This window comes from Paraburkholderia sp. A3BS-1L (assembly GCF_051125215.1).
Classification (GTDB): Bacteria; Pseudomonadota; Gammaproteobacteria; order Burkholderiales; family Burkholderiaceae; genus Paraburkholderia.
On record NZ_CP120442.1, the window covers coordinates 1,697,030 to 1,718,672 of the forward strand.

General features: G+C 64.9%; 23 protein-coding genes. 20 read left to right on the plus strand and 3 right to left on the minus strand.

Annotation, left to right across the window (positions count from 1 at the left end):
- Positions 1-88 precede the first annotated feature (88 nt).
- The 15 genes from P5W99_RS07620 to P5W99_RS07690 all read left to right on the plus strand — a co-directional run bounded on the left by P5W99_RS07620 (position 89) and on the right by P5W99_RS07690 (position 16,175).
- Positions 89-529 (plus strand): Fur family transcriptional regulator, encoded by a 441-nt coding sequence (locus P5W99_RS07620; RefSeq protein ID WP_421023968.1) that lies wholly within the window; start codon positions 89-91, stop codon positions 527-529.
- A gap of 225 nt (positions 530-754) precedes the next feature.
- Positions 755-943: a helix-turn-helix domain-containing protein gene (locus tag P5W99_RS07625; RefSeq protein WP_434660146.1), complete on the plus strand. Its 189-nt coding sequence runs from the start codon at positions 755-757 to the stop codon at positions 941-943.
- Between the two features lie 414 nt (positions 944-1,357).
- On the plus strand, positions 1,358-2,662 hold the full coding sequence (locus tag P5W99_RS07630) for an MFS transporter (protein WP_434660147.1): 1,305 nt from the start codon (positions 1,358-1,360) through the stop codon (positions 2,660-2,662).
- Positions 2,663-2,790: 128 nt separating this feature from the next.
- Positions 2,791-3,693 (plus strand): TauD/TfdA dioxygenase family protein, encoded by a 903-nt coding sequence (locus tag P5W99_RS07635; protein ID WP_434660149.1) that lies wholly within the window; start codon positions 2,791-2,793, stop codon positions 3,691-3,693.
- Between the two features lie 48 nt (positions 3,694-3,741).
- The gene (locus P5W99_RS07640; RefSeq protein ID WP_434660150.1) at positions 3,742-5,163 is read left to right on the plus strand and encodes an aldehyde dehydrogenase family protein; all 1,422 of its coding nucleotides are present in this window, start codon (positions 3,742-3,744) and stop codon (positions 5,161-5,163) included.
- Between the two features lie 197 nt (positions 5,164-5,360).
- Positions 5,361-5,975 (plus strand): DUF2889 domain-containing protein, encoded by a 615-nt coding sequence (locus tag P5W99_RS07645; RefSeq protein ID WP_434660152.1) that lies wholly within the window; start codon positions 5,361-5,363, stop codon positions 5,973-5,975.
- A 122-nt stretch (positions 5,976-6,097) separates the two neighbouring features.
- The gene (locus P5W99_RS07650) at positions 6,098-8,923 is read left to right on the plus strand and encodes a LuxR C-terminal-related transcriptional regulator (RefSeq protein WP_421023974.1); all 2,826 of its coding nucleotides are present in this window, start codon (positions 6,098-6,100) and stop codon (positions 8,921-8,923) included.
- Positions 8,924-9,076: 153 nt separating this feature from the next.
- Positions 9,077-10,957, plus strand: coding sequence for a feruloyl-CoA synthase (locus P5W99_RS07655; RefSeq protein ID WP_434660153.1), 1,881 nt, complete (start codon positions 9,077-9,079; stop codon positions 10,955-10,957).
- 40 nt (positions 10,958-10,997) lie between these two features.
- Positions 10,998-12,137, plus strand: coding sequence for an acyl-CoA dehydrogenase family protein (locus P5W99_RS07660; protein WP_421023976.1), 1,140 nt, complete (start codon positions 10,998-11,000; stop codon positions 12,135-12,137).
- 30 nt (positions 12,138-12,167) lie between these two features.
- Positions 12,168-13,355, plus strand: a complete 1,188-nt coding sequence (locus P5W99_RS07665; RefSeq protein ID WP_421023977.1) for a lipid-transfer protein — start codon at positions 12,168-12,170, stop codon at positions 13,353-13,355.
- A 36-nt stretch (positions 13,356-13,391) separates the two neighbouring features.
- Positions 13,392-13,832: a MaoC family dehydratase N-terminal domain-containing protein gene (locus P5W99_RS07670; RefSeq protein ID WP_421043779.1), complete on the plus strand. Its 441-nt coding sequence runs from the start codon at positions 13,392-13,394 to the stop codon at positions 13,830-13,832.
- Positions 13,833-13,844: 12 nt separating this feature from the next.
- Positions 13,845-14,261 carry a MaoC family dehydratase gene (locus P5W99_RS07675; RefSeq protein WP_421023979.1) on the plus strand — a complete coding sequence of 139 codons (417 nt, stop codon included), beginning with the start codon at positions 13,845-13,847 and terminating at the stop codon, positions 14,259-14,261.
- 35 nt (positions 14,262-14,296) lie between these two features.
- A complete protein-coding gene (locus P5W99_RS07680) occupies positions 14,297-15,121 on the plus strand; it encodes an SDR family NAD(P)-dependent oxidoreductase (RefSeq protein WP_421023980.1) in 825 nt (274 codons plus the stop codon).
- Positions 15,122-15,298: 177 nt separating this feature from the next.
- Complete coding sequence (locus P5W99_RS07685) at positions 15,299-15,607, plus strand: hypothetical protein (protein ID WP_213295559.1); 309 nt, start codon at positions 15,299-15,301, stop codon at positions 15,605-15,607.
- 124 nt (positions 15,608-15,731) lie between these two features.
- Positions 15,732-16,175 carry a thioesterase family protein gene (locus P5W99_RS07690; protein ID WP_434660155.1) on the plus strand — a complete coding sequence of 148 codons (444 nt, stop codon included), beginning with the start codon at positions 15,732-15,734 and terminating at the stop codon, positions 16,173-16,175.
- Positions 16,176-16,221: 46 nt separating this feature from the next.
- On the opposite strand, the gene P5W99_RS07695 is transcribed toward P5W99_RS07690, so the two are convergent.
- Positions 16,222-16,539 (minus strand): YnfA family protein, encoded by a 318-nt coding sequence (locus tag P5W99_RS07695; RefSeq protein WP_421023982.1) that lies wholly within the window; start codon positions 16,537-16,539, stop codon positions 16,222-16,224.
- Between the two features lie 401 nt (positions 16,540-16,940).
- On the opposite strand from P5W99_RS07695, the gene P5W99_RS07700 reads away from it, so the two are divergent.
- Positions 16,941-18,059: an asparaginase gene (locus P5W99_RS07700; protein ID WP_421023983.1), complete on the plus strand. Its 1,119-nt coding sequence runs from the start codon at positions 16,941-16,943 to the stop codon at positions 18,057-18,059.
- 201 nt (positions 18,060-18,260) lie between these two features.
- On the opposite strand, the gene P5W99_RS07705 is transcribed toward P5W99_RS07700, so the two are convergent.
- Positions 18,261-18,434, minus strand: a complete 174-nt coding sequence (locus P5W99_RS07705; protein WP_434660157.1) for a hypothetical protein — start codon at positions 18,432-18,434, stop codon at positions 18,261-18,263.
- 205 nt (positions 18,435-18,639) lie between these two features.
- Between P5W99_RS07705 and P5W99_RS07710 the strand changes: the two genes are divergently transcribed.
- On the plus strand, positions 18,640-19,287 hold the full coding sequence (locus P5W99_RS07710) for a phosphoribosyltransferase (protein ID WP_421079498.1): 648 nt from the start codon (positions 18,640-18,642) through the stop codon (positions 19,285-19,287).
- A gap of 27 nt (positions 19,288-19,314) precedes the next feature.
- Here the strand turns inward: P5W99_RS07710 and P5W99_RS07715 are convergent, their stop codons facing one another.
- Positions 19,315-19,611 carry a YciI-like protein gene (locus P5W99_RS07715; protein WP_421023986.1) on the minus strand — a complete coding sequence of 99 codons (297 nt, stop codon included), beginning with the start codon at positions 19,609-19,611 and terminating at the stop codon, positions 19,315-19,317.
- 190 nt (positions 19,612-19,801) lie between these two features.
- On the opposite strand from P5W99_RS07715, the gene P5W99_RS07720 reads away from it, so the two are divergent.
- The 3 genes from P5W99_RS07720 (at position 19,802) to P5W99_RS07730 (ending at position 21,622) form a co-directional block, all read left to right on the plus strand.
- Positions 19,802-20,131, plus strand: coding sequence for a PsiF family protein (locus tag P5W99_RS07720; RefSeq protein WP_434660159.1), 330 nt, complete (start codon positions 19,802-19,804; stop codon positions 20,129-20,131).
- A 309-nt stretch (positions 20,132-20,440) separates the two neighbouring features.
- Positions 20,441-20,887 carry a hypothetical protein gene (locus P5W99_RS07725; RefSeq protein WP_421023988.1) on the plus strand — a complete coding sequence of 149 codons (447 nt, stop codon included), beginning with the start codon at positions 20,441-20,443 and terminating at the stop codon, positions 20,885-20,887.
- Between the two features lie 147 nt (positions 20,888-21,034).
- Complete coding sequence (locus tag P5W99_RS07730; protein ID WP_421023989.1) at positions 21,035-21,622, plus strand: BPSL1445 family SYLF domain-containing lipoprotein; 588 nt, start codon at positions 21,035-21,037, stop codon at positions 21,620-21,622.
- The last annotated feature ends 21 nt before the right edge of the window (positions 21,623-21,643 follow it).

Genomic DNA, 21,643 nt, shown 5'->3' on the forward strand with positions numbered 1-21,643 from the left:
AAGCTACCGGCGACGAGACTATCGGCCAAGTCTGAAAAAGTGTGCCGATGGAATGAAAGCGATTTACGCCGATCTGAAGCGAGCCCGTATGCGTCCGACCTCTAGTCGCGTCGCGGTTCTGCATTTGTTCCACGAATTTCCGCGCGAGCACATGACCGCCGACCAGGTCTTTCGGCGCGTGCCGCCGGAGACCGAGCAATGCAGCCTCGCGAGTGTGTATCGTGCGCTGGCGCAATTGCTGGATGCGGGCCTGATCACGAGCGCGTGGATTGGCGAGCAGCGCGTCGTGTACGAACTCAATCGCGGCACGCGCCATTCGCATCTGGTCTGCAGCGATTGCGGCACGATTTGTGATGTCGACGACAACGCGCTCGAGTTGCAGCACGAGGCCATTGCGGCCGCGCGCGAGTTTCGGTATGCAAGCGCAAGCCTTGTGATCTTCGGGCGCTGTGCGCAATGCGAGGCCTCGCCAGATTCGGCCGTTCGGCGTGCGGGCGCGTTGCATGGGATGGATCGGCGCGTGCAATAGTGCGGGGTGCATGCGTGGGCGGAACCAGGCGGTGGTGGAAGCGAAAGCCGGGTGAATTTTTTATTTTACATAATATAAATTATCGAAGTTAAATTTGTAGGTCCCAAATAGAAATGTCGTGTTCTAGCCATTTAGAAATGTCGCGTTTCGACCTCGGTAAGCTTGCCGGTTCCCTGCGAGACCGTGGAGCCGCCCATGCACCGAAGCGCACTGGTGACATTGAACATGCGAGAACTTGATCGTTTGAAGGTAATCCAGGCTGTCGTGGATTCGGGCCTGAAGCCAGGTCGCGCGGCCGAGCGGCTGGGCCTGAGCGTGCGCCAGGTCGAGTGGCTGGTGCTGCGTTACCGGGCCGCAGGCATCGCTGGACTGGTGTCGGGCAAGCGTGCCTCGTCCTCGCTCGCGGTTACATAGCCCATGCTCTAACGTGAGAGTGGCGGCTTTTACGCGACTGCTGAGCATTGCCTGCGGACGTCTTTCTGCCCAGCGATGTTGCCAGCACCGTCTGAAAGCAGAAATGCCGCTGTTTTGGCGATTTCGTGAGTTTCGGGTGCGTCCTCCCCACCACGGGGGGGTGCCCCGCGCGGCGCGCCCCCTAACCTGCAAACCGATACACGCAATCGTGACGGCAAGCCGTTCGGCACGCGTAGTCCAAGAACAAGGAGACACCAATGGCGGCCATGATTGCCCGGCCCCGCTGGCGCGCGCTTTCGGCCTCTTTCCACCTCGCTGTTTCCATGCGCCTTCACGCGGCTATCCCTGCCACTGGAGCGCGCTTGGCCACCCAGGCCACCCTTGCCTCACATGCCGAACCACGAGACCGCGCACATGTCTGCTTCCTCTGCCTACCAGCCCAAGCCAGCCTGGATGATCACCGCACTGCTCACCTGGCTTGCCATGATCAACTTCCTCGACAAGATCGTTCTCGGCATGGTGGCCGTGCCGCTCATGGCCGACATGCATCTTTCACCGGCCCAGTTCGGCCTGGTCGCCGGCAGCTTTTTCTGGCTATTCTCGACCTCCACCGTCATCGTCGGCTTCCTCTCGAATCGCATCGAGACGCGCTGGATCCTGCTAGCCATGGGCGCGAGCTGGTCGATCCTCCAGTTGCCGCAGGCATTCACGGACAGCGTGTTTGCGCTGCTCGTCTGCCGCGTCCTGCTCGGCGCAGCTGAAGGCCCTTCGTTTCCAACCTCTGTTCACGCGTTGTTCAAGTGGTTTCCGGATCACAAGCGCAGCGTTCCGGTCGCCATCATCAATCAGGGCGCGGTCATCGGCATGGTCCTGGCCGGCGTCGGCATACCGCTCCTCACGCTTCGCTGGGGCTGGCGCGCCAACTTCTTCGTGCTTGCCGCGATCGGCTGCGTCTGGTGTGCGCTGTGGCTGTGCTTTGGCCGCGAGGGCTCGCTCGGCGCAAGGCCCGGCGGCGCCCAGGCCCAGGCGGACCCGGCTGGGCAGGTGCCCGAGCGCCTGCCGTACCGCAGGATACTCACCGATACCTCGGTGCTGTGCGTATTCCTGCTCGGCTTCGTGGCCTACTGGTTGCTCGGCCAGACCATCACCTGGTTGCCCACGTATCTGGAAAAAGGGCTCGGCTTCGGCGGCGTCGTCGCGGGCCGCTGGTTTGCCCTTGTCATTGCGTTTGCTGCGCCCGTGACCGTCGGGCTGAGCGCGCTGTCACAGTCCATGATGAAGCACGGCGCGACCACGCGCGAAGCGCGCGTCCAGCTATCCTGCGCCACCATGATCGGCGGCGCGCTGCTGTTCGTCGCGCTCGCGACCATCGAGTTGACGTCGGTTCAGAAAGTGCTCTGCTATGCCATCGCCGGCGCGCTGCCCATGTTGTGCCTCACGCTCGCGCCCGCCATTCTTGCCGAGATCGTGCCATTCGCGCAGCGCGGTTCGATCATCGCCATCAACACGGCCATATCGAGCCTCGGTGCCGCCGTGGGGCCGGCCGTGGCGGGCAGCATCATCCAGTCGCGCGCAAACGCGGGCAGTCATGCTTATGAGCTTGGCATCCTCGTTACCGCGGTCCTGCTGATCGTGGCCGCGCTCGTCGCGCTGCGCTGGCTGCATCCGGCGCGCTCGCTGCGCACGCTCAACCGCGAAGCGGCGCCGCTTGCCGCGTGATGTCCGGCCGATTCTCAACTTTTCGGAGCACGTCACGCATGATCCCGGCATTGAATCGATCCAACTATCATCGGGTCGGCACCTGCCAATGAGCGGCCGAACACAAACATCCAATCTGGAGACTCGACATGCAAGCAACCGTTGGTACCCCAGCCGCCGAAGCCTCAAGCGAAAGCTGGCCGTTCACCGTCACTCGTCAAACCCCGACCATCGGCGCTGAGATCAGCGACATCGACTTGCGCGAGCCGCTGGACGACGCGACCTACCTCGCCCTGCGCCGCGCGCTGCTCAAGTACAAGGTGCTGTTTTTCCGCGACCAGGACATCACGCCGGCCCAGCACGTTGCCGTTGCGCGCCGCTTTGGCGAGCTCGAACTGCACCCGACGTTCCCGCATCACCCCGACCATCCCGAACTCGCGATTCTGGGTCGCGGCGAGGCGAAGCGCGGGCGCGAGAATCTCTATCACTCGGACGTGTCGTGGCGCGAGATTCCGTCGATGGGCTCGATGCTGCGCTGCGTGCAATGCCCCGAGGTGGGCGGCGACACCCTGTGGATCAACATGGTCGCGGCTTATGAAAACCTGCCCGAGGACGTCAAGGCGCTGATCGCCGACCTGAAGGCGGTGCACGACTTCCTGCCGCTGTTCGGCATCGTGGTGCCCGACGATCAGCACGAGACGATGAAGAAGCGTTTTCCGCCGGCAACACACCCCGTCGTGCGCACCCATCCGGAAACCGGCGAAAAGATTCTGTACGTCAACGAGGCCTTCACGACCCATATCGCCAACTATGGCCACAAGACGGTCGAGCGCTACCGCGTGGGCTTCGATTTCAAGCTCGCCGAGATGGAACTGCTGCAGTACCTGTTCCGCCAGGCGCAGGCGCCCGAGTATCAGGTGCGCCTGAAGTGGCAGCCGAACACCATCGCGTTCTGGGACAACCGGTCGTGCCAGCACTACGCCATCCAGGACTACTTCCCCGCCGTGCGCCAGATGATGCGCGCGACGGTGATCGGCGACCGGCCTTTCTGAGCCGCCCACAGCATCGACATCGAGCCAATTTTCGTCAACGAGCAAGTCATGACAACATTGAACCGTTTCTATATCGGCGGCGAGTGGGTCGAGCCCTCGACCGGCGCCACGTTCTTCGACATCGTCGACCCGACCAGCGAGGAGCACACCGGCAAGCTCGCGATGGGCACGGCAGAGGACGCCGATCGCGCCGTCACCGCTGCGCGTGAGGCGTTTGATTCGTGGTCCGAATCGAGCCGCGAGGAGCGGATTGCCCTGCTCCAGCGCATCGCCGGAATCTATCAGCGCCGCATGCCCGAGATCGCCGAGGCCGTGCGCAAGGAAATCGGCGCGCCGGTCATGCTGTGCAATGCGTTGCAGGCGCCGATCGGCCTCATGCAGTTGCAGGCGGCCATCGACACGCTGCGCCGCTTCGAGTTCGAAACCACGCATGCCAAAAGCTATGTGCGCCGGGAACCGATCGGCGTCGCGGCGCTCGTTACGCCGTGGAACTGGCCGCTGAACCAGATCGTGGCCAAGGTCGCGCCAGCGCTGGCGGCGGGCTGCACCGTCGTGCTCAAGCCCTCGGAAATCGCGCCGTTTGACGCGATGCTGTTCGCCGAGATCATGCACGAGGCCGGCACGCCGGCGGGCGTGTTCAACATGGTGTTCGGCGAAGGCCGCATCGTGGGCACGCGCCTGTCCTCGCATCCGGACGTGGCCATGGTCTCCATCACGGGATCCACGCGGGCGGGCGTCGAGGTGGCGATCAGCGCCGCGCCCACCGTGAAGCGCGTGACCCAGGAACTGGGCGGCAAGTCGGCCCTGCTGATACTCGACGACGCGGATCTGCAAAGCGCGGTCGCCAGCGGCGTTGCACAATGCATGGCGAACTCCGGCCAGACCTGCATTGCGCCCACGCGCATGCTGGTTCAGCGCTCGCGCTATGAGGAAGCGGTCGCCATCGCGGCAGCCGCCGCGAACGCGGTGACCGTGGGAGACCCCGCCAATCCCGCTACGCGCATGGGCCCCATCTCCAATCGTTTGCAGTACGAAAAGGTCCAGCACATGATCGCTGCCGGCATCGAGGAAGGCGCGCGCGTGGCAGCGGGCGGAACCGGCCGGCCCGACGGGCTCACGCGCGGCTTCTATGCGAAGCCGACGATTTTCGCCGACGTGCATAACGACATGGCGATCGCGCGCGAGGAGATCTTCGGTCCCGTGCTGGTCGTGATGCCTTACGAGGACGAGGAAGACGCCATCCGCATCGCCAACGACAGCATCTACGGTCTCGCGGGCTATATCGCTTCGGGCAATCCGGAGCGCGCCCGCAAGGTAGCGGCACGGCTGCGCGTGGGCTCGGTGCGCATCAACGGCGCGATGCTCGACGTCACGGTACCGTTCGGCGGCTACAAGACCTCCGGCAACGGGCGCGAATACGGCGCCGAGGGGCTGGCTGAGTTCCTCGAGTGCAAGTCGGTGACGATGTAAGGCCGCCGCCCTGCGAGCATCATTAAGGCATCCTCAGGGCACGAGCGGCATGATTGCATGGTCTGCCGCCTTCGCCTCCTGTGCGTGCGCGAGGGGCCAGGGTGCGACTACCCGCCGCGGGTAGGGACAACGCCCGGGGTATCCAGCCATCATCGCGATACCGCGCCCGTGAGGGCGCTCGTCAGGAGCCCGCCGCGATGTCCGAGAATCCCGCCCCCACCGCCGCACGAAGGCTGGCGCACACGCGCCAGATCGTCTGCACAGGATACGCACGCGAAGACGGCCTCTACGATATCGAGGCCTGCATGCGGGACACCAAGGGGCACCACGCGAGCATGCTGTTCAAGGAAGTGCCTGCCGGCGAGCCGATTCATGACATGTGGCTCAGGATCACCGTCGACAACAATCTCGTGATTCACGATGCCCGCGCGCTCACCCACGCCGCGCCTACGCCGTATTGCACCCATATCAACGCCGCGTACGGAAAGCTGATCGGCGTGCGCATCGGCAATGGCTTCATGAAGGAGGTCAAAGCGCGGGTCGGCGGCGGCGCGGGCTGCACGCACCTGACCGAACTGCTCGGCCCGATGGCCACCACGGCATTCCAGACCCTCATGCAGCTGCGCGAGCGCACGCACGCGGCCATGATGGACGACGCCCGCGCGCCGCTGCTGCCCATGCTCGACACCTGCCACGCCTGGCGCGCGGACGGCGAAGTCGTCCGGCTCGCGCGCCGCAACCGGAGCCAGCAAGCCGAGCAGGCTCCCACCGCGGCCGACGAGCACGCCGAGGGGGAGGCACGCCCGGCTTAGCCGCGGCACCGCTGGCAGAGCGCTTCGCGTGCATTCTTCGCACGCTACAATGGCCGAATATCCATTTCGTCATTGGGCGCGCGCTGCAATAGCCGCGCCTCGACAGAAAGGCGCACGCGAACATGCCGCAATCCTCAGTTCCGTCCGATGAGGGCCGCTCCGACAAGGCCCCCACCCTCCCCACCAACCCCGCATCCCGTGTCATGGCCCCGCGTCACCGAACCCGCGTCGTCGCGCGCGAGCGTCTTGTCGCCCAGCTGATCGAGGCGCGGCGCAAGCGCTGCATCATGCTGCAAGGCCCTGCCGGCTGCGGCAAGACCAGCACGCTGGTCGCCTGGCGCGAGGCGCTGCTGCCGCTCGGCTTCGAGCTCGCGTGGCTCACGCTCGCGCCCGAAGACGACGATCTGGCGAGCTTCATCGACTACCTCGTCGCGAGCCTCGCTCAGATCGACCCGGCCATCTGCCGCGAAGCGGCCCTCCTCGGCGGGCGCGGCGTGGACGACGAAGCGGTCGAGCGCACCGTGATCGCGCTGGTGCGCGGCATCGCGGAACGCTCCGGCGACCTCACCCTCGTCGTCGACGATCTGCAGCATATCGCCAATCCGCGCAGCCACAAGGCGCTGCAATGGCTGCTCGATTACGCGCCGCCCAATCTGCATATCGTGCTGGTCTCGCGCGGCACCTTTCCTGTTTCGGTCGGCCGCCTGCGCGATCAGGATCTCGTGCTCGAACTCAACATGCGGGACCTGCGCTTCACGTTCGAGGAATCTGCGCAATACCTGCGCGCGCAACTGGGCGAAGTCAGCGAGCGCGATGCTCGCGAAATGCACGAGCTCACCGACGGCTGGGTCGCAGGCTTGCAGCTTTTTGCCATGCATCTGAAGCGGCACCGCGCGTCCTCCGGCGCGCGCAACGCGACGGAGTCGCTCAGCCGTCTTCCTCACACTCACCTGCTCGATGCGCGCTCGCTCGGCGACTACTTCGAGCGCGAAGTGCTGTCCCACCTCACGGCGAACGAGGTGGAGCTGCTCGTGCGCACCTCGGTGTGCGCGCGGTTGTGCTCATCGCTGTGCGTGGCGCTGGTCGGCGCGGAGCAGCCGCCTCGCGAGCTGCTCGCGCTGCTCGAACGCCTCGAGACCGACAATTTGTTCATCGCGCAGATCGAGCGCGTGGGTAACGAAACCTGGTACCGCCTCAACCCGCTCTTTCGCGAGACCCTGCTCGACCGCTTCCGGGCTCGCAGCGAGGCGCTGCAGCGTTCGGTGCACCATGCGGCATGGTGCTGGTTCCGCGACCACGACCTGCCCGACGAGGCCGTGCGGCATGCGCTGCAGGCCGGCGAATCCGCGGCCGCGGCGAACCTCGTTCTGGAAGTGGCGCGCGGCTTGCAGGTGTCCGGCGATCTGCGCAAGCTCGTCTCGCTCATGCAGTTGCTGCCGCATGTCGAGATCGAAGCCCGCATCGGCTTGCGCATGTGGCGCCTGCAACTGCAGCTGTATGCGCGCGATTTCGAAGCCTGCGCGAACAGCATCGCGCGGCTCGAAGCCGACATCCCCGCCGGCGATGCACGCACGCGCTACCGGCTGGCGCTGTTGCGCGCCACAGTCGAGGTGCAGCGCGACGATCCCGACCGCGCGATGGGGCAATTGCCCGTGATCCTGAATGCGCCCGCGGATGCCGACGGCTTCTCGGTCGGCGCGCGCGCCATCCTGCTGTCATGGCTCTACATGCACGCGGGCGAGTACGAAGAAGCGCGCGCGATGCAACTCGACCCGACGCGTGTGCTCGTCGCCGGCGCACCGCTGCTCGGCACCTCCGCAGGCGTGCTCAATAGTCGCTGCATGACCGGCTTCAGCCATGCGCTCGAAGGGCAATTCACGCAGGTCGAGCGCATCAGCCGCGACGTGCTGGCCGAAGCCGAGCAACGCGGCAGCGGCGCGGCGGAGCCGGCCTGCTTCGCGGCCGCGCTGCTTGGCGAGGCGCTGTACGAATTCAACGACATCGCCGGCGCGAGACGTCTGCTCGAAGATCGCGTCGATGTGCTCGAGCGGGTGTCCATCCCCGATTCGGTCGTGCGCGTGTTGAGCGTGCTTGCGGCGGCGCACTGGGCGGAAGGACATCACCTCGACGCATTCGCCTACCTCGAACGGCTCGATGAGTACGCCACGCGGCAAGGCCTGCCACGGCTTCAGGCTCACAGCCTCGCAGCCCAGGTCCAGTATCATCTCCAATCCGGCCGGTTCGACGACGCCGAGGCCGGTCTCGCGCGGCTCGACATGATCGCGGCCAGTCTCGCGCCCACGCGCCCGCTCACCCACCGCGACGTCGTAGCGCTCGCGGAGCAGGCGCACGTCAGTTGGAACATCGCCCACAAGGATTACGAAAGCGCCGCCTTGCGCTTGCCGGCGCTCATCGCATTGTGTGGCGAGCGGGGCCGTCAGCATCACGTCGCCCGCCTGCGCCTGCAGTCGGCGCTGGTCGACCTGAAGCGCGGACGCACCGATGCGGCGCACCAGAGCGCGCTCGCCAGCCTGCGCCTCGGCCACCGGATCGGGCTGGTGCGCAGCATTCTCGACGCCGCGCCCGATGTGATCGCGTTCGCGGAACAGGTCGTGCGCGCCGAGCCGGACGATGCGGTGCTGGCGTTCTATGTCGACCGGCTGCGCCGCGCCGAGGCGGCCGCGAGCGTTCTCGCCGCGCCGCCGGCCACGGCGAGCAGCGCACGTGGCGCGCTGCCTGGCGGCGCCGAAGCGCTCAGCGATCGCGAGGCCAAGGTCATCAGCCTGCTCGCGCAGACGTTGCCTAACAAGAAGATCGCCCGAACCCTCGGCATCTCGCCGGAAACGGTCAAGTGGCACCTCAAGAACATCTACGGCAAGCTCGGCGTTTCGAGCCGCGACGAAGCCGTCGCACGCGTGCGCGATCTCGGGCTCGATCTCGACCAGTAGCCCGGGCGTTTCGCCCCACTCCCCCTCCTCGCTACCCGTCGCGGGTGGTTCGGCCCGGCGCCGGGGCCGACTATTCTCTGTATCAGGGTTTGCGCTTCGCCACGGCGGCGCAAACCCGGCACAGCCAAAAAACGTAACAGGAGACACGGCGTAATGACTACGCTCACGCCCAGTTCTGCCCCGTCGGCCGCATTCCGACCGGTCCGGCTGCCCTCGCGGCAAACCCTCGTCGAACGCCGCAGCGACGGCAGCCTGATTCTCCGTTCGGCCAACCCGCCGCCCGCCATCACCCAAACCAGCTTTGCCGATTTCATCGAACGTTGGGCCGCCGTGCGCGGCGACATGACGGCCTTCGCCGAGCGCGATAGCGCCGGCGAGTGGCGCCGCTTGAGCTGGCGCGATCTGTGGCAACAAGTGCGTGCGGTCGCGGCTGCGCTGCTCGAAATGGGGCTCGGCCAAACTCGCCCGCTGACGCTGCTATCAGGCAACTCGATCGAACAGGCCGTGGTATTGCTCGCGGCCGAGTACGCCGGCATCCCGACAGCGCCGGTTTCGCCCGCCTACGCGTCGCTCAGCAAGGACTTTGCGCGCCTGAACGGCGTGATCGACATGGTGCCGCCGGCCGCGCTCTTCGTGCAGGACGGCACCGCCCTCGAGCGCGCGCTCGCCGCCCTCGAGCACACGGGGGCCGCAGTGATCGCCGTGCGCAACGTGCGTGCAGGGCAGGCCGACTGGGCCAAGCTTGCGGCCACCGAGCTGACACCCGCACGCGAAGCCGCCGTTACCGCCGCCCACTCGGCCATCTCGCCCGATGCAACGGCGCGCGTGCTCTTTACTTCAGGCTCCACCGGCATGCCGAAGGGCGTGAACCTCACCTATGGCAATTTCAAGGCTGTCGCCGCTTACTTCTCCGACAACCTTGCATTCCTGAACGAGCTCGAACCCGTATTTCTCGACTGGCTGCCGTGGCATCACGGTCTTGGCGGCGTGCTCAATCTCGGCCGTTCGATCCAGTTCGGCGCAACCCATTACATCGACGACGGGCGTCCGCTGCCCGGCCTCGTCGAGCGCACCGTGCGCAATCTGCGCGAAGTGGCGCCCACTATCTTCACGACCGTGCCGTCCGCGTGGACCGTGCTCGCGAACGAGCTCGAACGCGACGACGCGCTCGCGGCGAATCTGTTCTCGAAAGTCCATTACTTCGGCTATGGCGGCGCCAGCCTGCCTGCCGACGTCTGGCAGCGCATTCAACGCGTGGCGCAAAAGATCACCGGAGAGCGCATCGCCTTCATGACTGGCCTCGCCTGCACGGAAACGTCCGGCATGGGAACGTATTGCGGTTGGACGACCGAGACCATCGGCAACATCGGCACGCCCGTGCCCGGTTCGGAAGTGAAGCTGATACCGCTCGAAGGCGGCGATGGCCGCTACGAGATCCGCATGCGCGGCGCCAACGTGTTCGGCGGATATATCAAGCATCCCGAACTAACTGCAGCCGCATTCGACGAAGAAGGCTTCTTCCGGCTCGGCGATGCCGTGCGGCTTGCGGACCCCGAGGATCCTTCGAAGGGCATGCTGTTCGCGGGCCGCGTCGTGGAAGATTTCAAGCTCACCAATGGCACATGGGTTCGCACGGGCGCCGTGCGGCTCGCGCTGCTCGAGTGCTGCGCCCCGCTCCTCACCGACGCCGTGATTTGCGGCCACGACCATGACTACCTGGCTGCGCTCGCGTGGCCCAACGTGGCCGCTTGCCGGCGTCTCGCGCCGGAGCTCGAGGGACTCGACGCCGCCGCCCTCGTGCAGCATCCGCGCGTTGTCGCGGAACTGGGCGAGAGGCTGCGCCGTCAGGGTGCGAAAGGCGCGAGCCTCTCGGTCGATCGCCTCATGCTGATGGCCGAACCACCCTCAATGGACGCCAACGAAATTGCCGAGAAAGGCTACGTCAACCAGGCCGTCACGCGGGCGCGCCGCGCCGATCTGGTCGATGCACTCTATGTAACCGAGCCCGCGGCGCACATCGCGCGCGCACGCTGAAATACGCTTCGAACCAAACGCCCAAGCTTAGGAAAACAAAATGCATATCAACCGGACCTTCTTCCGTGACGATCACGAAATGCTGCGCACCACCGCGCGCCGCTTTTTGGAAAAAGAATGCCTGCCGAAACAGGCCGAATGGGACAAAGCCGGCAAGGTGGACCGCGAAACCTGGCTCAAGGCGGGCCGCGAGGGTCTGTTGTGCCTCACGCTTCCCACCGAGTACGGCGGTGGCGGCGGCGATTTCGGCCACGCAGCCGTGTTCAACGAAGAGGTCAACCGTTCGGGCGTGAGCGGCCTCGGCTTCTCGGTCCACTCGGACATCATCGCCCCCTACGTCGCCCGCATCGGCTCGGAAGAGCAGAAGCAGCGCTGGCTGCCGAAAATCTGCTCGGGCGAGTGCATCCTCGCGATCGCGATGACCGAGCCCGGCACGGGCAGCGACCTGAAGGCCGTGCGCACCACCGCGATCCGTGACGGCGACGAGTACGTCATCAACGGCAGCAAGACCTTCATCAGCAACGGCCTGAACGCCGACCTCATCATCGTGGTATGCAAGACCGACCCGGCGGCCGGCTCGAAAGGCGTGAGCCTCGTCGTGGTCGAAGCCGATCGCGCGGGCTTCCGCCGTGGCCGCAAGCTCGACAAAGTGGGCCAGCACGCCGGCGACACCGCCGAGCTCTTCTTCGACAATGTGCGCGTGCCCGTGTCGAACCTGCTCGGCGAAGAAGGCAAAGGTTTCGCCTATCTGATGGCGGAATTGCCACAGGAGCGCCTTTCGATCGCAGTCGGTGCCGCTGCGAAGCTGGAGGCCTGCCTCGAGCACACGCTGAACTACGTGAAGGACCGCAAGGCGTTCAACCAGACCGTGTGGGACTTCCAGAACACCAAGTTCAAGCTGGCTGACATCAAGGCCCAGACGATCGCCGTGCGCCTGATGGTGGACCACTATCTGTCCGAGCACGTGCGCCGCCGTCTCACGCTCGAAGAAGCGGCCGTGGCCAAGCTTTTCGCCACCGAATCGCTCGGCAAGGCGCTCGACGAGATGGTGCAACTCCACGGCGGCTACGGCTACATGCTCGAGTACCCGGTGGCCCGCGCTTTCGCTGACTCGCGCGTCACGCGCATCTACGGCGGCACGAGCGAAGTGATGCGCGATCTCATCTCCCGCAAGCTTTAAAAAAACTTTTCGATAAACAGGAGTCCTGATATGACGAACAAAGCATTTGTCGCCGGAGTCGGCATGATCCCGTTCAAGAAGCCGGGCACGAGCGAAACCTATGACGTGATGGGTGCCACCGCGATCCGCCAGGCACTGGCTGATGCCGGGCTAGACTACGCGGACGTCCAGCAGGCTTACGCCGGCTATGTCTACGGCGACTCGACGTGCGGCCAGAAGGCACTCTATCACGTGGGCATGACCGGCATTCCCGTCATCAACGTGAACAACAACTGTGCGACCGGTTCGTCGGCGCTGTTCCTCGCTCGTCAGGCCGTGCAGAGCGGCGCGGTCGATTGCGCGCTTGCCGTGGGGTTCGAATTCATGCAGCCCGGCGCGCTCAAGTCCAACTGGACCGATCGCGCTCCTGCCTTAGAACGGGCGAACGTGGTGGTCGACGAACTGGTCGGCAAACTCGACGGACTCAGCAACGCGATCCGCCAGTTCGCAGGAGCCGGTATGGCGCATATGAGGAAGTACGGCACCAGGCTCGAGACCTTCGCCAGCATTCGCGCGAAGGCGAGCCGCCATGCTGCGCGCAACCCGCTCGCGGTGTTCCGAAACGTCGTTACGACCGAGGACGTGATGGCGGCACCCATGCTCTGGGAAGGCGTGCTCACGCGCCTGATGGCCTGCCCGCCCACCTGCGGCGCGGCTGCGGCACTGATCGTTTCGGAAGCGTTCGCGAAAAAGCGCGGCCTGCGCACCGACGTGATCATCGCCGGCCAGGCGCTCACCACCGACACGCCCAGCACCTACGACGCGAAGGACATGATCCGCGTGGTGGGTTTCGACATGGCCCAGGCCGCTGCGAAGAGCGCGTACGAACAGGCCGGCGTGGGCCCGCAGGACCTCGACGTGATCGAGCTGCACGACTGCTTTGCGCAGAACGAGCTCATCACCTATGAAGCACTCGGTCTGTGCGGCGAAGGCGAAGCCGAAAAGCTCGTCGACGACGGCGACAACACCTACGGCGGCAAGTGGGTCGTGAATCCGTCGGGCGGTCTGCTCTCGAAGGGCCACCCGCTAGGCGCAACCGGTCTCGCGCAGTGCTACGAACTCACACAGCAGTTGCGCGGCACGGCGCAAGAGCGCCAGGTCGAGGGCGCGAAGGTCGCGCTCGCGCACAACGTGGGTCTCGGCGGCGCTTGTGTGGTGACGGTTTACCAGTCGGCTTGAACGGGCCATTGACCAGATAACCACGGAGCAACCGACATGATCGACAAGCAGTTCATCGGCAAGAAACTGCCGGCGTTTCGCGCGGTGGCTGAAGCAGGCCGCCTGCGCTTTTTCGCCAAGGCGATTGGCGAGACGAACCCGGTCTACTTCGACGAAGCCGCCGCGCGCGATGCGGGCCATCCCGGTCTGCCGCTACCGCCCACGTTCCTGTTCTCGCTCGAATTCGAACAGCCAGACGCTTCGTGGCGCGACGAGATCGGCATCGAACTGCCGCGCATTCTGCACGGCGAGCAGAACTTCACCTATCACCGGCTTGCCTACGCCGGCGACGTGCTGCTGTTCGAGTCGCACATCGCGGACATCTACGACAAGAAAGGCGGCCTGCTGGAGTTCGTGGTGCGCGAAACGCGCGTGACGAACCAGCGCGGCGAACACGTGGCCGATCTGCGCAGCGTGATCGTGCAACGTAACGGTTAAGGAAGCCAACGCATGAACAACCTCAACTACGACGCAATCCACGTTGGCGATACGCTGCCGCCGCTGGAACTGGCGCCGGTCGACCGCAAGATGCTCGCACTTTTCGCCGGCGCATCGGGCGACCACAACGCCGTGCATATCGACATCGATTACGCACGCCGCGCCGGAATGCCCGACGTGTTCGCGCACGGCATGCTCTCGATGGCCTGGCTCGGCCGCCTGCTCACGAAGTGGGTCGATCAACGTCAGTTGCGCCAGTTCGGCGTGCGCTTCGTCGGCATTACTCACCTCGGTCACCGCATTGCCTGCACGGGACGCGTGGTCGAGAAGTTCGAAGCCGAAGGCGAGAAACGCCTGCGCCTCGAAATCCAGACTGCCAACCAGTATGGCGAATCGCGCGTCGTCGGCGACGCGGTGGTCGCGCTCTAACACACACGTATCAACTTATTGAAGGAGACAGCAGTATGGGCAAACTCGACGGCAAAGTGGCGCTCGTCACCGGTTCGGGCCGCGGCATCGGCCGCGCAATCGTGGAAAAGCTCGCGAGCGAAGGAGCGCGCATCGTCGTGAACGATCTCGACGCCGATCCGGCCCACGAAACGGTGGAAGCACTCAAGAAGATGGGCGCCGAAGCGGTGGCCTGCGTGGGCAACGTGTCCGCGCCAGACTTCGCCGAGCGCTTCATCGGCACCGCGATGAACACCTTCAAGAGCATCGACATCGTCGTCAACAACGCGGGCTACACGTGGGACGACGTGATCCAGAAGATGACCGACGAGCAGTGGTATGCGATTCTCGACTGCCACATGACCGCGCCTTTTCGCATCCTGCGCGCCGCCTACCCGCACATCAAGGCGTTGCACGCCGCGGACGTAGCGGAGGGCCGCGAGGTCTATCGCAAGATCGTCAATATCTCGTCGACGTCGGCGCTCAACGGTAACGCGGGCCAGATGAACTACTCGGGCGCGAAGGCCGGCGTGATCGGCATGACGCGCGCGCTCGCGCGCGAATGGGGTCGCTTCAAAGTGAACGTCAACGCGGTGGCGTTCGGCCTGATCCATACGCGCATGACGTCCGCTGACGCAAAGGCCGGTGCGACGGTGAAGATCGACGGACGCGACATCCGCGTAGGTCTGAACCCCGAAATGCTGAAGACGCACGCACAGCGCAACCCGCTGGGCCGTGGAGGCACGCCCGAGGAAGCCGCGGGCGGGGTGTATCTGTTCTGCTCGCCCGAGTCGAACTACATCACGGGTCAGACCATCGCGGTGGCCGGCAATCTGCAGTAAGTCCGGATTCGCCTGCACGCAAGGCCCACTCGGGGCCCACTCGGGGCCCGTTCATGGCCCCACAGGCGGCGTCCGTCGCCTGAGGGGGCCTCGCATTTTGCGCCATCGCTCGCGCGCCGCTTTCCAGCCGTTGCCGAACGGAATAGCATAGGAATTTCGGTGGCGAAGGAGACGACCATGGCTACGTATGCTGTCGATGGCGTGCGCATCAGCGCTTCAACGGACCGCGTGACGCACGTGCGCTGGGCGCCAATCGACCCTCATTCCCATGACTGGCTCTCGCCGCCCAAAATCTCGGAAGTGGCCGACGTCGCGAACGGCCTGCGCTCGGGCGCCGTGGTATATTCCGTGTTCACGCTGGGCGGCATGAAATTCCTCGGGCCGAAGATCAAGGCGGTTCCCCACCCCAACGGCATCGACGGAATCGATATGGAGGTCCCGGACGGCAGCGTCGAAAAGTCGATGGATGATCTGCCGCGCATCTAGGCCGGCGCGCATGCGCGCCTGTGCGAACCGATAAAATAGCGGAGTGCGCTTGCCGGCGCACAAGCGGCGCCTGGCCGACGGCCGGGCGCCGTACTCCCCACGCCCCTATTCAACGCATTGCGCCATGGCCCGCATCGAGCTCCATTTCCCCGAAGACCAGTTTTACTACTCGACCCACCTCACGGTGCGCGTCACCGACATCAATTCGGCCAACCACCTCGCGAACGACTCGATGATCTCGATGATTTCCGAGGCACGGGCACGTTTTCTCTTCGATGCCGGCATCGAAGACATGAAAGACGCCCATACCAGCATCATCGTCACCGACCTCGCCACCACGTATCGCGCCGAAGCCTATGCGCGCGACCAGTTGTGCTTCGAGGTCGGCATCATGGATTTCAACCGCTACGGCGGCGACATCATTTTCCGCATCACACGCCCCTCGGACGGCGCACTCATTGCGATGGCCAAGTCGGGGTTTGTTTTCTTCGACTACGAGGCGAAGAAAGTCGTGCCGATGCCGGTGGCATTCCGCACGAAATTCCCGGGCGTCAACTCGCTCGCCTGAAGCGAATCCGCACTTCGTCTGAACTGACTCCCCGCAGAATACCGGTTCAGCGCGGCTGAAACGCAATGAGCGCCATGCCGGCCAGCGCAAGCGCCATCCCGGCGTAATCCCACGGGCTCGGCCGGATGGCTTCCACGCCCCACAGCCATAGCATCGCTACGCACACGTAGACGCCGCCATAGGCGGCGTAGGTGCGCCCCGCCGCACTCGGATGCAGCGTGAGCAGCCACGCGAACAGCGCGAGCGATGCGGCGGCCGGCACGAGCAGCCAGGCGCTCGCGCCCTCGCGCAGCCAGCGATACGGCAGATAGCAGCCGACGATTTCGGCAAGCGCGGTGGCAATGAACAGCAGGAACGTCTTCATGGATGGCACAAATACTGCGCGAGAGTCGTGGGGGCTCATGGTAGCGCACGTGGCCAATAAACAGTAAAAGCACGGAATGCGCGGACCCCGCCCGCCGATTATTTTTTCCCTGGAAGATTGATTATCTTAATTTCGAATTATTGAACGTGCCGCACAGGCATTGCTATTGCAAGTTCGGGTTATATGAATTCATTGATTCATTGATAAAAATACTGCAAACAATTGTGTCAAAAATCGGCTCAATCGTTGAGGTCCGGTTTTTGACGTACATGTATAGCGCATTATGTGCACGACATGAATCAATTAATTATCAACGCGGGATTGAATTTATCCATAATCGGTAGATAATTATTTTCGAAATTTTCATTTTAAAAATGATTATTAACCGCCAAGGAAAAAACATGACAATCGCCATCCACGCAAAATGCCTTGCCGCCGCACTCGTGCTTGTCGGCACTGTCCTGCCCGCAAGCGTCGCTCTGGCCGCCGGCGAAGCCGCCGCGCCCGCCACGTCCACCACCGCGTCGGCGGCGTTGCCGCGCGTGGCCGTGCTCGCCACGGGCGGCACAATCGCGGGCCAGGCGGACACGCGCGCGGCCAACGCCTATAACGCGGGCGCGGTGGGCGCGCAGCAACTCGTGCAGGCCGTGCCCGGCATCGAAAAGCTTGCCCGCCTGAGCACCGAACAGGTTGCGTCCATCGGTTCGCAGGACATGAACGACAAGGTCTGGTTCACGCTCGCGCGGCGCATCCAGGCAATCTTCGACCGCAACGAAGCTGATGCGGTCGTCATCACGCACGGCACGGACACGCTAGAAGAAACGGCCTTCTTCCTCGACAACGTGCTGCGCACCGACAAGCCCGTCGTGCTGGTGGGCTCCATGCGCCCCTCCACGGCCACGAGCGCTGACGGCCCGAGCAACCTGTACGAAGCCGTCGAAGTGGCTGCCAGCCCCGCAGCGCGCGGGCGCGGCGTGATGGTGGTGCTCAACGACACGATCCAGTCGGCGCGCGCAACCACCAAGACCAACACCACGAGCGTGCAAACGTTCGTTTCGCCGAACAGCGGGCCGATCGGCTATGTCGATCCCGCAAGCGTGCGCTTCCTGGCGTCCGCGGTCCAACTCGACAGCCACAAGTATGCACTGCCTTCGGGCGAGCAATTGCCGCGCGTCGAAATCGTCTACGCGCACGCGAATATGGATAGCGTGCAGATCGACAACGCCATCGCCAACAAGGCCAAGGGCATCGTGCTGGCGGGTGTGGGCGACGGCAACACCTCGAAGCCGGCGATCGAGGCGCTCCAGCGCGCCGCGAAGCAGGGAATCGTGGTGGTGCGCGCATCGCGCGTGGGGTCGGGATTCGTGAACCGCAATGTCGAAGTGAATGACGACACGAGCGGTTTCGTCGTCTCGCTCGACTTGAATCCGCAGAAGGCGCGCGTGCTCACGCAATTGCTGATCGCCAACGGGATCACCTCGCCCGCGCAGGTGCAGAAGGCGTTCGCAGCGACCTTGTGAGCGGTGCTGCATGATCAGGCGTGCTTCGGAACGATGAAGCGCTCACGATGAAGCGAACGGGCGGAGGCAAGCCGCCCGCGCCTGAACCTCGGAACAACTCGGCGCAATTCAACGCAATTCAATGCAACTAAGGGGCGCTCGCCGCGCGCGAGCCGCATTTTGATTTCCGTGACCACGAGCCGCGGCCGGCTTCGCTGTCGATCACACGATGCTCACCAGCGGCGCGCAGGCGTTTCGTGGCGGCATCGCGGCGCTGGGCGAATTCTTCGGGCTGTCCGCGGCATAGCCCTGCTCGGCAGCGCCGGGCACGATCTGGTCGATGATCTCGCGTGTGTGGCCCGTGTGTAGCCCGTGTGTAGCCCGTGGTCGAGCCAATGCGTACGCCGTCCGCGCGCAGTTGCGCGGTCACGGCCGCCACGCGCGGAATCACGTCTGCGCCGCCCCGGTCCCGAAGGCGTCCCGGCCGCGAATCGGGCACAGGCAGGCACACGCGAAGACGCCCGGGCACCCGCGCCAGGACCGCGCGTGGCACACTGAAACAACCGTTCCGCTTCAACTTTGCATGACACAGGAGTCGTTCATGGAACGTCCCTTCACCGATCGCCGCGAGGCCGGGCAAATGCTCGCCGCGCAACTCGCGTCCTACGCCGGGCGCCGCGACATCGTCGTGCTCGCGCTGCCGCGCGGGGGCGTGCCGGTCGCGTATGAAGTGGCCGGGGCGCTGCGCGCGCCGCTCGACGTGCTGCCCGTGTGCAAGCTCGGCACGCCGTGGCAGCCGGAGCTCGCCATGGGCGCGATCTCGTCGAATGGTGCGCAATACGTCGATGAAGCGCTGATCCGCGAAGCCGGAGTGAGCCAGGCGAAATTACAGAGTGTACTTTCGCTCGCCCGCATCGAGCTGGGCCGGCGCGAGGCGCGTTACCGCGGTGCACGCGCCGCTGTGCCGGTGGCCGGGCGCGTGGCACTGCTGGTCGACGACGGCATGGCCACGGGCGCGTCGCTCAAGGCCGCCGCGCGGGCGCTCGCGTCGCTCGGGCCGGCGCGCATCATCGCGGCGTTGCCGGTTGCACCGGCCGGTGCGCGCGCACGGCTCGCCGGCGCAGTCGACGATTTCGTCTGCGTCCAGACGCCCTCGTCGTTCATGAGCGTGGGCCAGTTCTACTTCGACTTCGACCAGGTCGACGACGACACGGTACGCGATTTGCTCGACCGCGCGGCCACGCCGTAACGATCGAAGCGCCCAGCGTACCCGCGTTCAGCGCACCGGATTAGCCGCTTTTTCTCCTACTACGGTCTGCCAGGACCGCACGCGCCACGCCTTGACGAGGCCGGCCTTCACATAGGGATCGGCGCGCGCGAACGCTTCGGCGGCTGCCGGGCTCTCGCCCTGGAAGAGCAGCAACGCCTCGTCCACGGGCTCGGCAATCGCTCCCGCGAGCAGCAGCTCGCCGCGCTCCACCGCCGCCCACGCAAGCGCCAGGTGTGCATCGCGATGCTCGGCGCGCCGCTCGAGATAATCGTCTACGAGTTCGTACATCAAGAGGTAATGCATAGTCGATCTCCGGTCTCGTTGTGGTGTGCATACAGCGCATTGTGCCTGAGCATGCGTCAACCGAACCCACTCACCGTTCGTTTTCAGGTTGGCTTTGCCATAATGGTTGCGGCGATAGGCAATGATGGACCGGATGGGCCGCCTGCTCGCACGACTAACGACAAACGTCGAAATCCCATGGGAGTGAACGATGAAGATGCAATCCGTCATTGCTGCAATCGTGCTGGGCGGCGCACTGGCCGCACCGGCGTTCGCACAGACCGCCGCACGCGCGGCAGCGGCTTCCGCAGCCGCTAGCCCGAATAGCCAGCAGAACAAGATGAAGGCCTGCAACGCGCAGGCCGGCGACAAGAAGGGTGACGAGCGCAAGGCCTTCATGAAGCAATGCCTTTCCGCGGCCGGCGTGTCCCCCACCATGTCGCAGCAGGAGCGCATGAAGGCGTGCAACACGCAGGCCGGCGACAAGAAAGGCGACGACCGCAAGGCCTTCATGAAGCAGTGCCTCACGACCAAGAGCTGATCCGCCAGGCGGCCGAAGCTTGATCGAAGCATCGGGTTTGCCCTGCCACTGCTTCACCGCAGAACGATCGCTTTCACGACGCGCCGTAGCTCATGCTGCGGCGCGTCGTTTTTCATGGTGCGGCGCACCTGGCCTGGCAGGCCGTCCACTTGCATCCCGCGCGCTTCGGCGTTGCGCCCGTGCGCGATTTTTCTTCTATGATGGCTGCAGCGGCGCCCTTTCCCTGATACGCAATCGCACAGACGCCATCGGGCCGCCGAACGAAGGTTGGAGCCGGAGTGATGCCTGTCGCATCGTACGGAGGCGCGGATGGCATGGAAGCACAAGAATCGCTGGTTTCGCCGCTGGCTGGTGGTGATCGTTTTCTGGCTCGTGCCCGTGATGATCATTGCGGTGCGCGAGGCCCAGGACGAGATGGCCTACAACCGCGCGGATCTGCAGCGCGCCCTCGCCAACTGGACTTTCACCGACGCCGAACGGGCCGCCGGCGCGCCGTTGCATTGCCAGGGGACGCCTGAACGGGCACGCGCGCTGGGCTGCCCTGCCGCCGTGCTCGCGGAAAACGCCGCGGCTCACCAGGCTGCGCTCGACGAATACGCCACGCGGCGCGCCACACTCGTGAGCTATCTGTGGCACGCATTCGTTGGCTACTGGGTCGTGCCGGCTGCAACCCTGCTCGCCATCGGCATCGTCCTGGGCGCCGTGCGCCGCGCGCTGCGACGCCCTCCCGCTGCGAAGCCCGTGGCGGAACACTGATGCGCGTCTTGCCGATGCACGGTCTTGAACGGGCAAATCCGGGCCCTGTGTTATAAGAGCGAAAGCTGATTCCTTCATTGGCAAAACGCCATGACGGCACGGCTTAAGGCTATTTCGGATATCCCGGAACACAGAACGGAGAACAACATGCAAGGACGCCGTTTCATCCTTAAGGCTTCGGTTGCAATCGCGCTTGCCAGCGCGGCGCTCGCAGGCTGCTCGACCACCGGCAACACGCCGCCGACGGCACAAACCAATGATGCGAAACGCCAGTCGATCGACGCAAGCGTCGACGGCACGATGTCGCGGCTCTATCAGACCGTGCCCGGCGCGCGCGAACTCGTAGGCAAGGCGCGCGGCGTGCTGGTCTTCCCGCAGGTGACTCAGGCAGGGATCGGCATTGGCGGCGAGCATGGCGACGGCGCGTTGCGTGTCGGCGGCAGCACGGTTGGTTACTACAGCACCACGGGCGCCTCGGTGGGCGCAACGCTCGGCATGCAGTCGAAGTCGGTCGTCTACCTGTTCATGACGCAGGAAGCACTCGACAAATTCCGCAATTCGAGCGGCTGGTCGGCAGGCGGCGACGCCTCGGTCGCGATCGCGAAGGTCGGCGCGAACGGCACGATCGACACCACCACGGCCACCAAGCCCGTGGAAGTCTTCGTGCTCACCAACAGCGGCCTGATCGGCGACCTCTCGCTCGGCACGACCAAGATCTCCCCGCTGAAGCTGTAAGTTTCACGCGTTCACGAGCAT

Coding starts and splice junctions, on each gene's coding strand:
- P5W99_RS07620 (WP_421023968.1), top strand. CDS start 89: ATGCGTCCGACCTCTAGTCGCGTCGCGGTTCTGCATTTGTTCCACGAA.
- P5W99_RS07625 (WP_434660146.1), top strand. CDS start 755: ATGCGAGAACTTGATCGTTTGAAGGTAATCCAGGCTGTCGTGGATTCG.
- P5W99_RS07630 (WP_434660147.1), top strand. CDS start 1,358: ATGTCTGCTTCCTCTGCCTACCAGCCCAAGCCAGCCTGGATGATCACC.
- P5W99_RS07635 (WP_434660149.1), top strand. CDS start 2,791: ATGCAAGCAACCGTTGGTACCCCAGCCGCCGAAGCCTCAAGCGAAAGC.
- P5W99_RS07640 (WP_434660150.1), top strand. CDS start 3,742: ATGACAACATTGAACCGTTTCTATATCGGCGGCGAGTGGGTCGAGCCC.
- P5W99_RS07645 (WP_434660152.1), top strand. CDS start 5,361: ATGTCCGAGAATCCCGCCCCCACCGCCGCACGAAGGCTGGCGCACACG.
- P5W99_RS07650 (WP_421023974.1), top strand. CDS start 6,098: ATGCCGCAATCCTCAGTTCCGTCCGATGAGGGCCGCTCCGACAAGGCC.
- P5W99_RS07655 (WP_434660153.1), top strand. CDS start 9,077: ATGACTACGCTCACGCCCAGTTCTGCCCCGTCGGCCGCATTCCGACCG.
- P5W99_RS07660 (WP_421023976.1), top strand. CDS start 10,998: ATGCATATCAACCGGACCTTCTTCCGTGACGATCACGAAATGCTGCGC.
- P5W99_RS07665 (WP_421023977.1), top strand. CDS start 12,168: ATGACGAACAAAGCATTTGTCGCCGGAGTCGGCATGATCCCGTTCAAG.
- P5W99_RS07670 (WP_421043779.1), top strand. CDS start 13,392: ATGATCGACAAGCAGTTCATCGGCAAGAAACTGCCGGCGTTTCGCGCG.
- P5W99_RS07675 (WP_421023979.1), top strand. CDS start 13,845: ATGAACAACCTCAACTACGACGCAATCCACGTTGGCGATACGCTGCCG.
- P5W99_RS07680 (WP_421023980.1), top strand. CDS start 14,297: ATGGGCAAACTCGACGGCAAAGTGGCGCTCGTCACCGGTTCGGGCCGC.
- P5W99_RS07685 (WP_213295559.1), top strand. CDS start 15,299: ATGGCTACGTATGCTGTCGATGGCGTGCGCATCAGCGCTTCAACGGAC.
- P5W99_RS07690 (WP_434660155.1), top strand. CDS start 15,732: ATGGCCCGCATCGAGCTCCATTTCCCCGAAGACCAGTTTTACTACTCG.
- P5W99_RS07695 (WP_421023982.1), bottom strand. CDS start 16,539: ATGAAGACGTTCCTGCTGTTCATTGCCACCGCGCTTGCCGAAATCGTC.
- P5W99_RS07700 (WP_421023983.1), top strand. CDS start 16,941: ATGACAATCGCCATCCACGCAAAATGCCTTGCCGCCGCACTCGTGCTT.
- P5W99_RS07710 (WP_421079498.1), top strand. CDS start 18,640: ATGGAACGTCCCTTCACCGATCGCCGCGAGGCCGGGCAAATGCTCGCC.
- P5W99_RS07715 (WP_421023986.1), bottom strand. CDS start 19,611: ATGCATTACCTCTTGATGTACGAACTCGTAGACGATTATCTCGAGCGG.
- P5W99_RS07720 (WP_434660159.1), top strand. CDS start 19,802: ATGAAGATGCAATCCGTCATTGCTGCAATCGTGCTGGGCGGCGCACTG.
- P5W99_RS07725 (WP_421023988.1), top strand. CDS start 20,441: ATGGCATGGAAGCACAAGAATCGCTGGTTTCGCCGCTGGCTGGTGGTG.
- P5W99_RS07730 (WP_421023989.1), top strand. CDS start 21,035: ATGCAAGGACGCCGTTTCATCCTTAAGGCTTCGGTTGCAATCGCGCTT.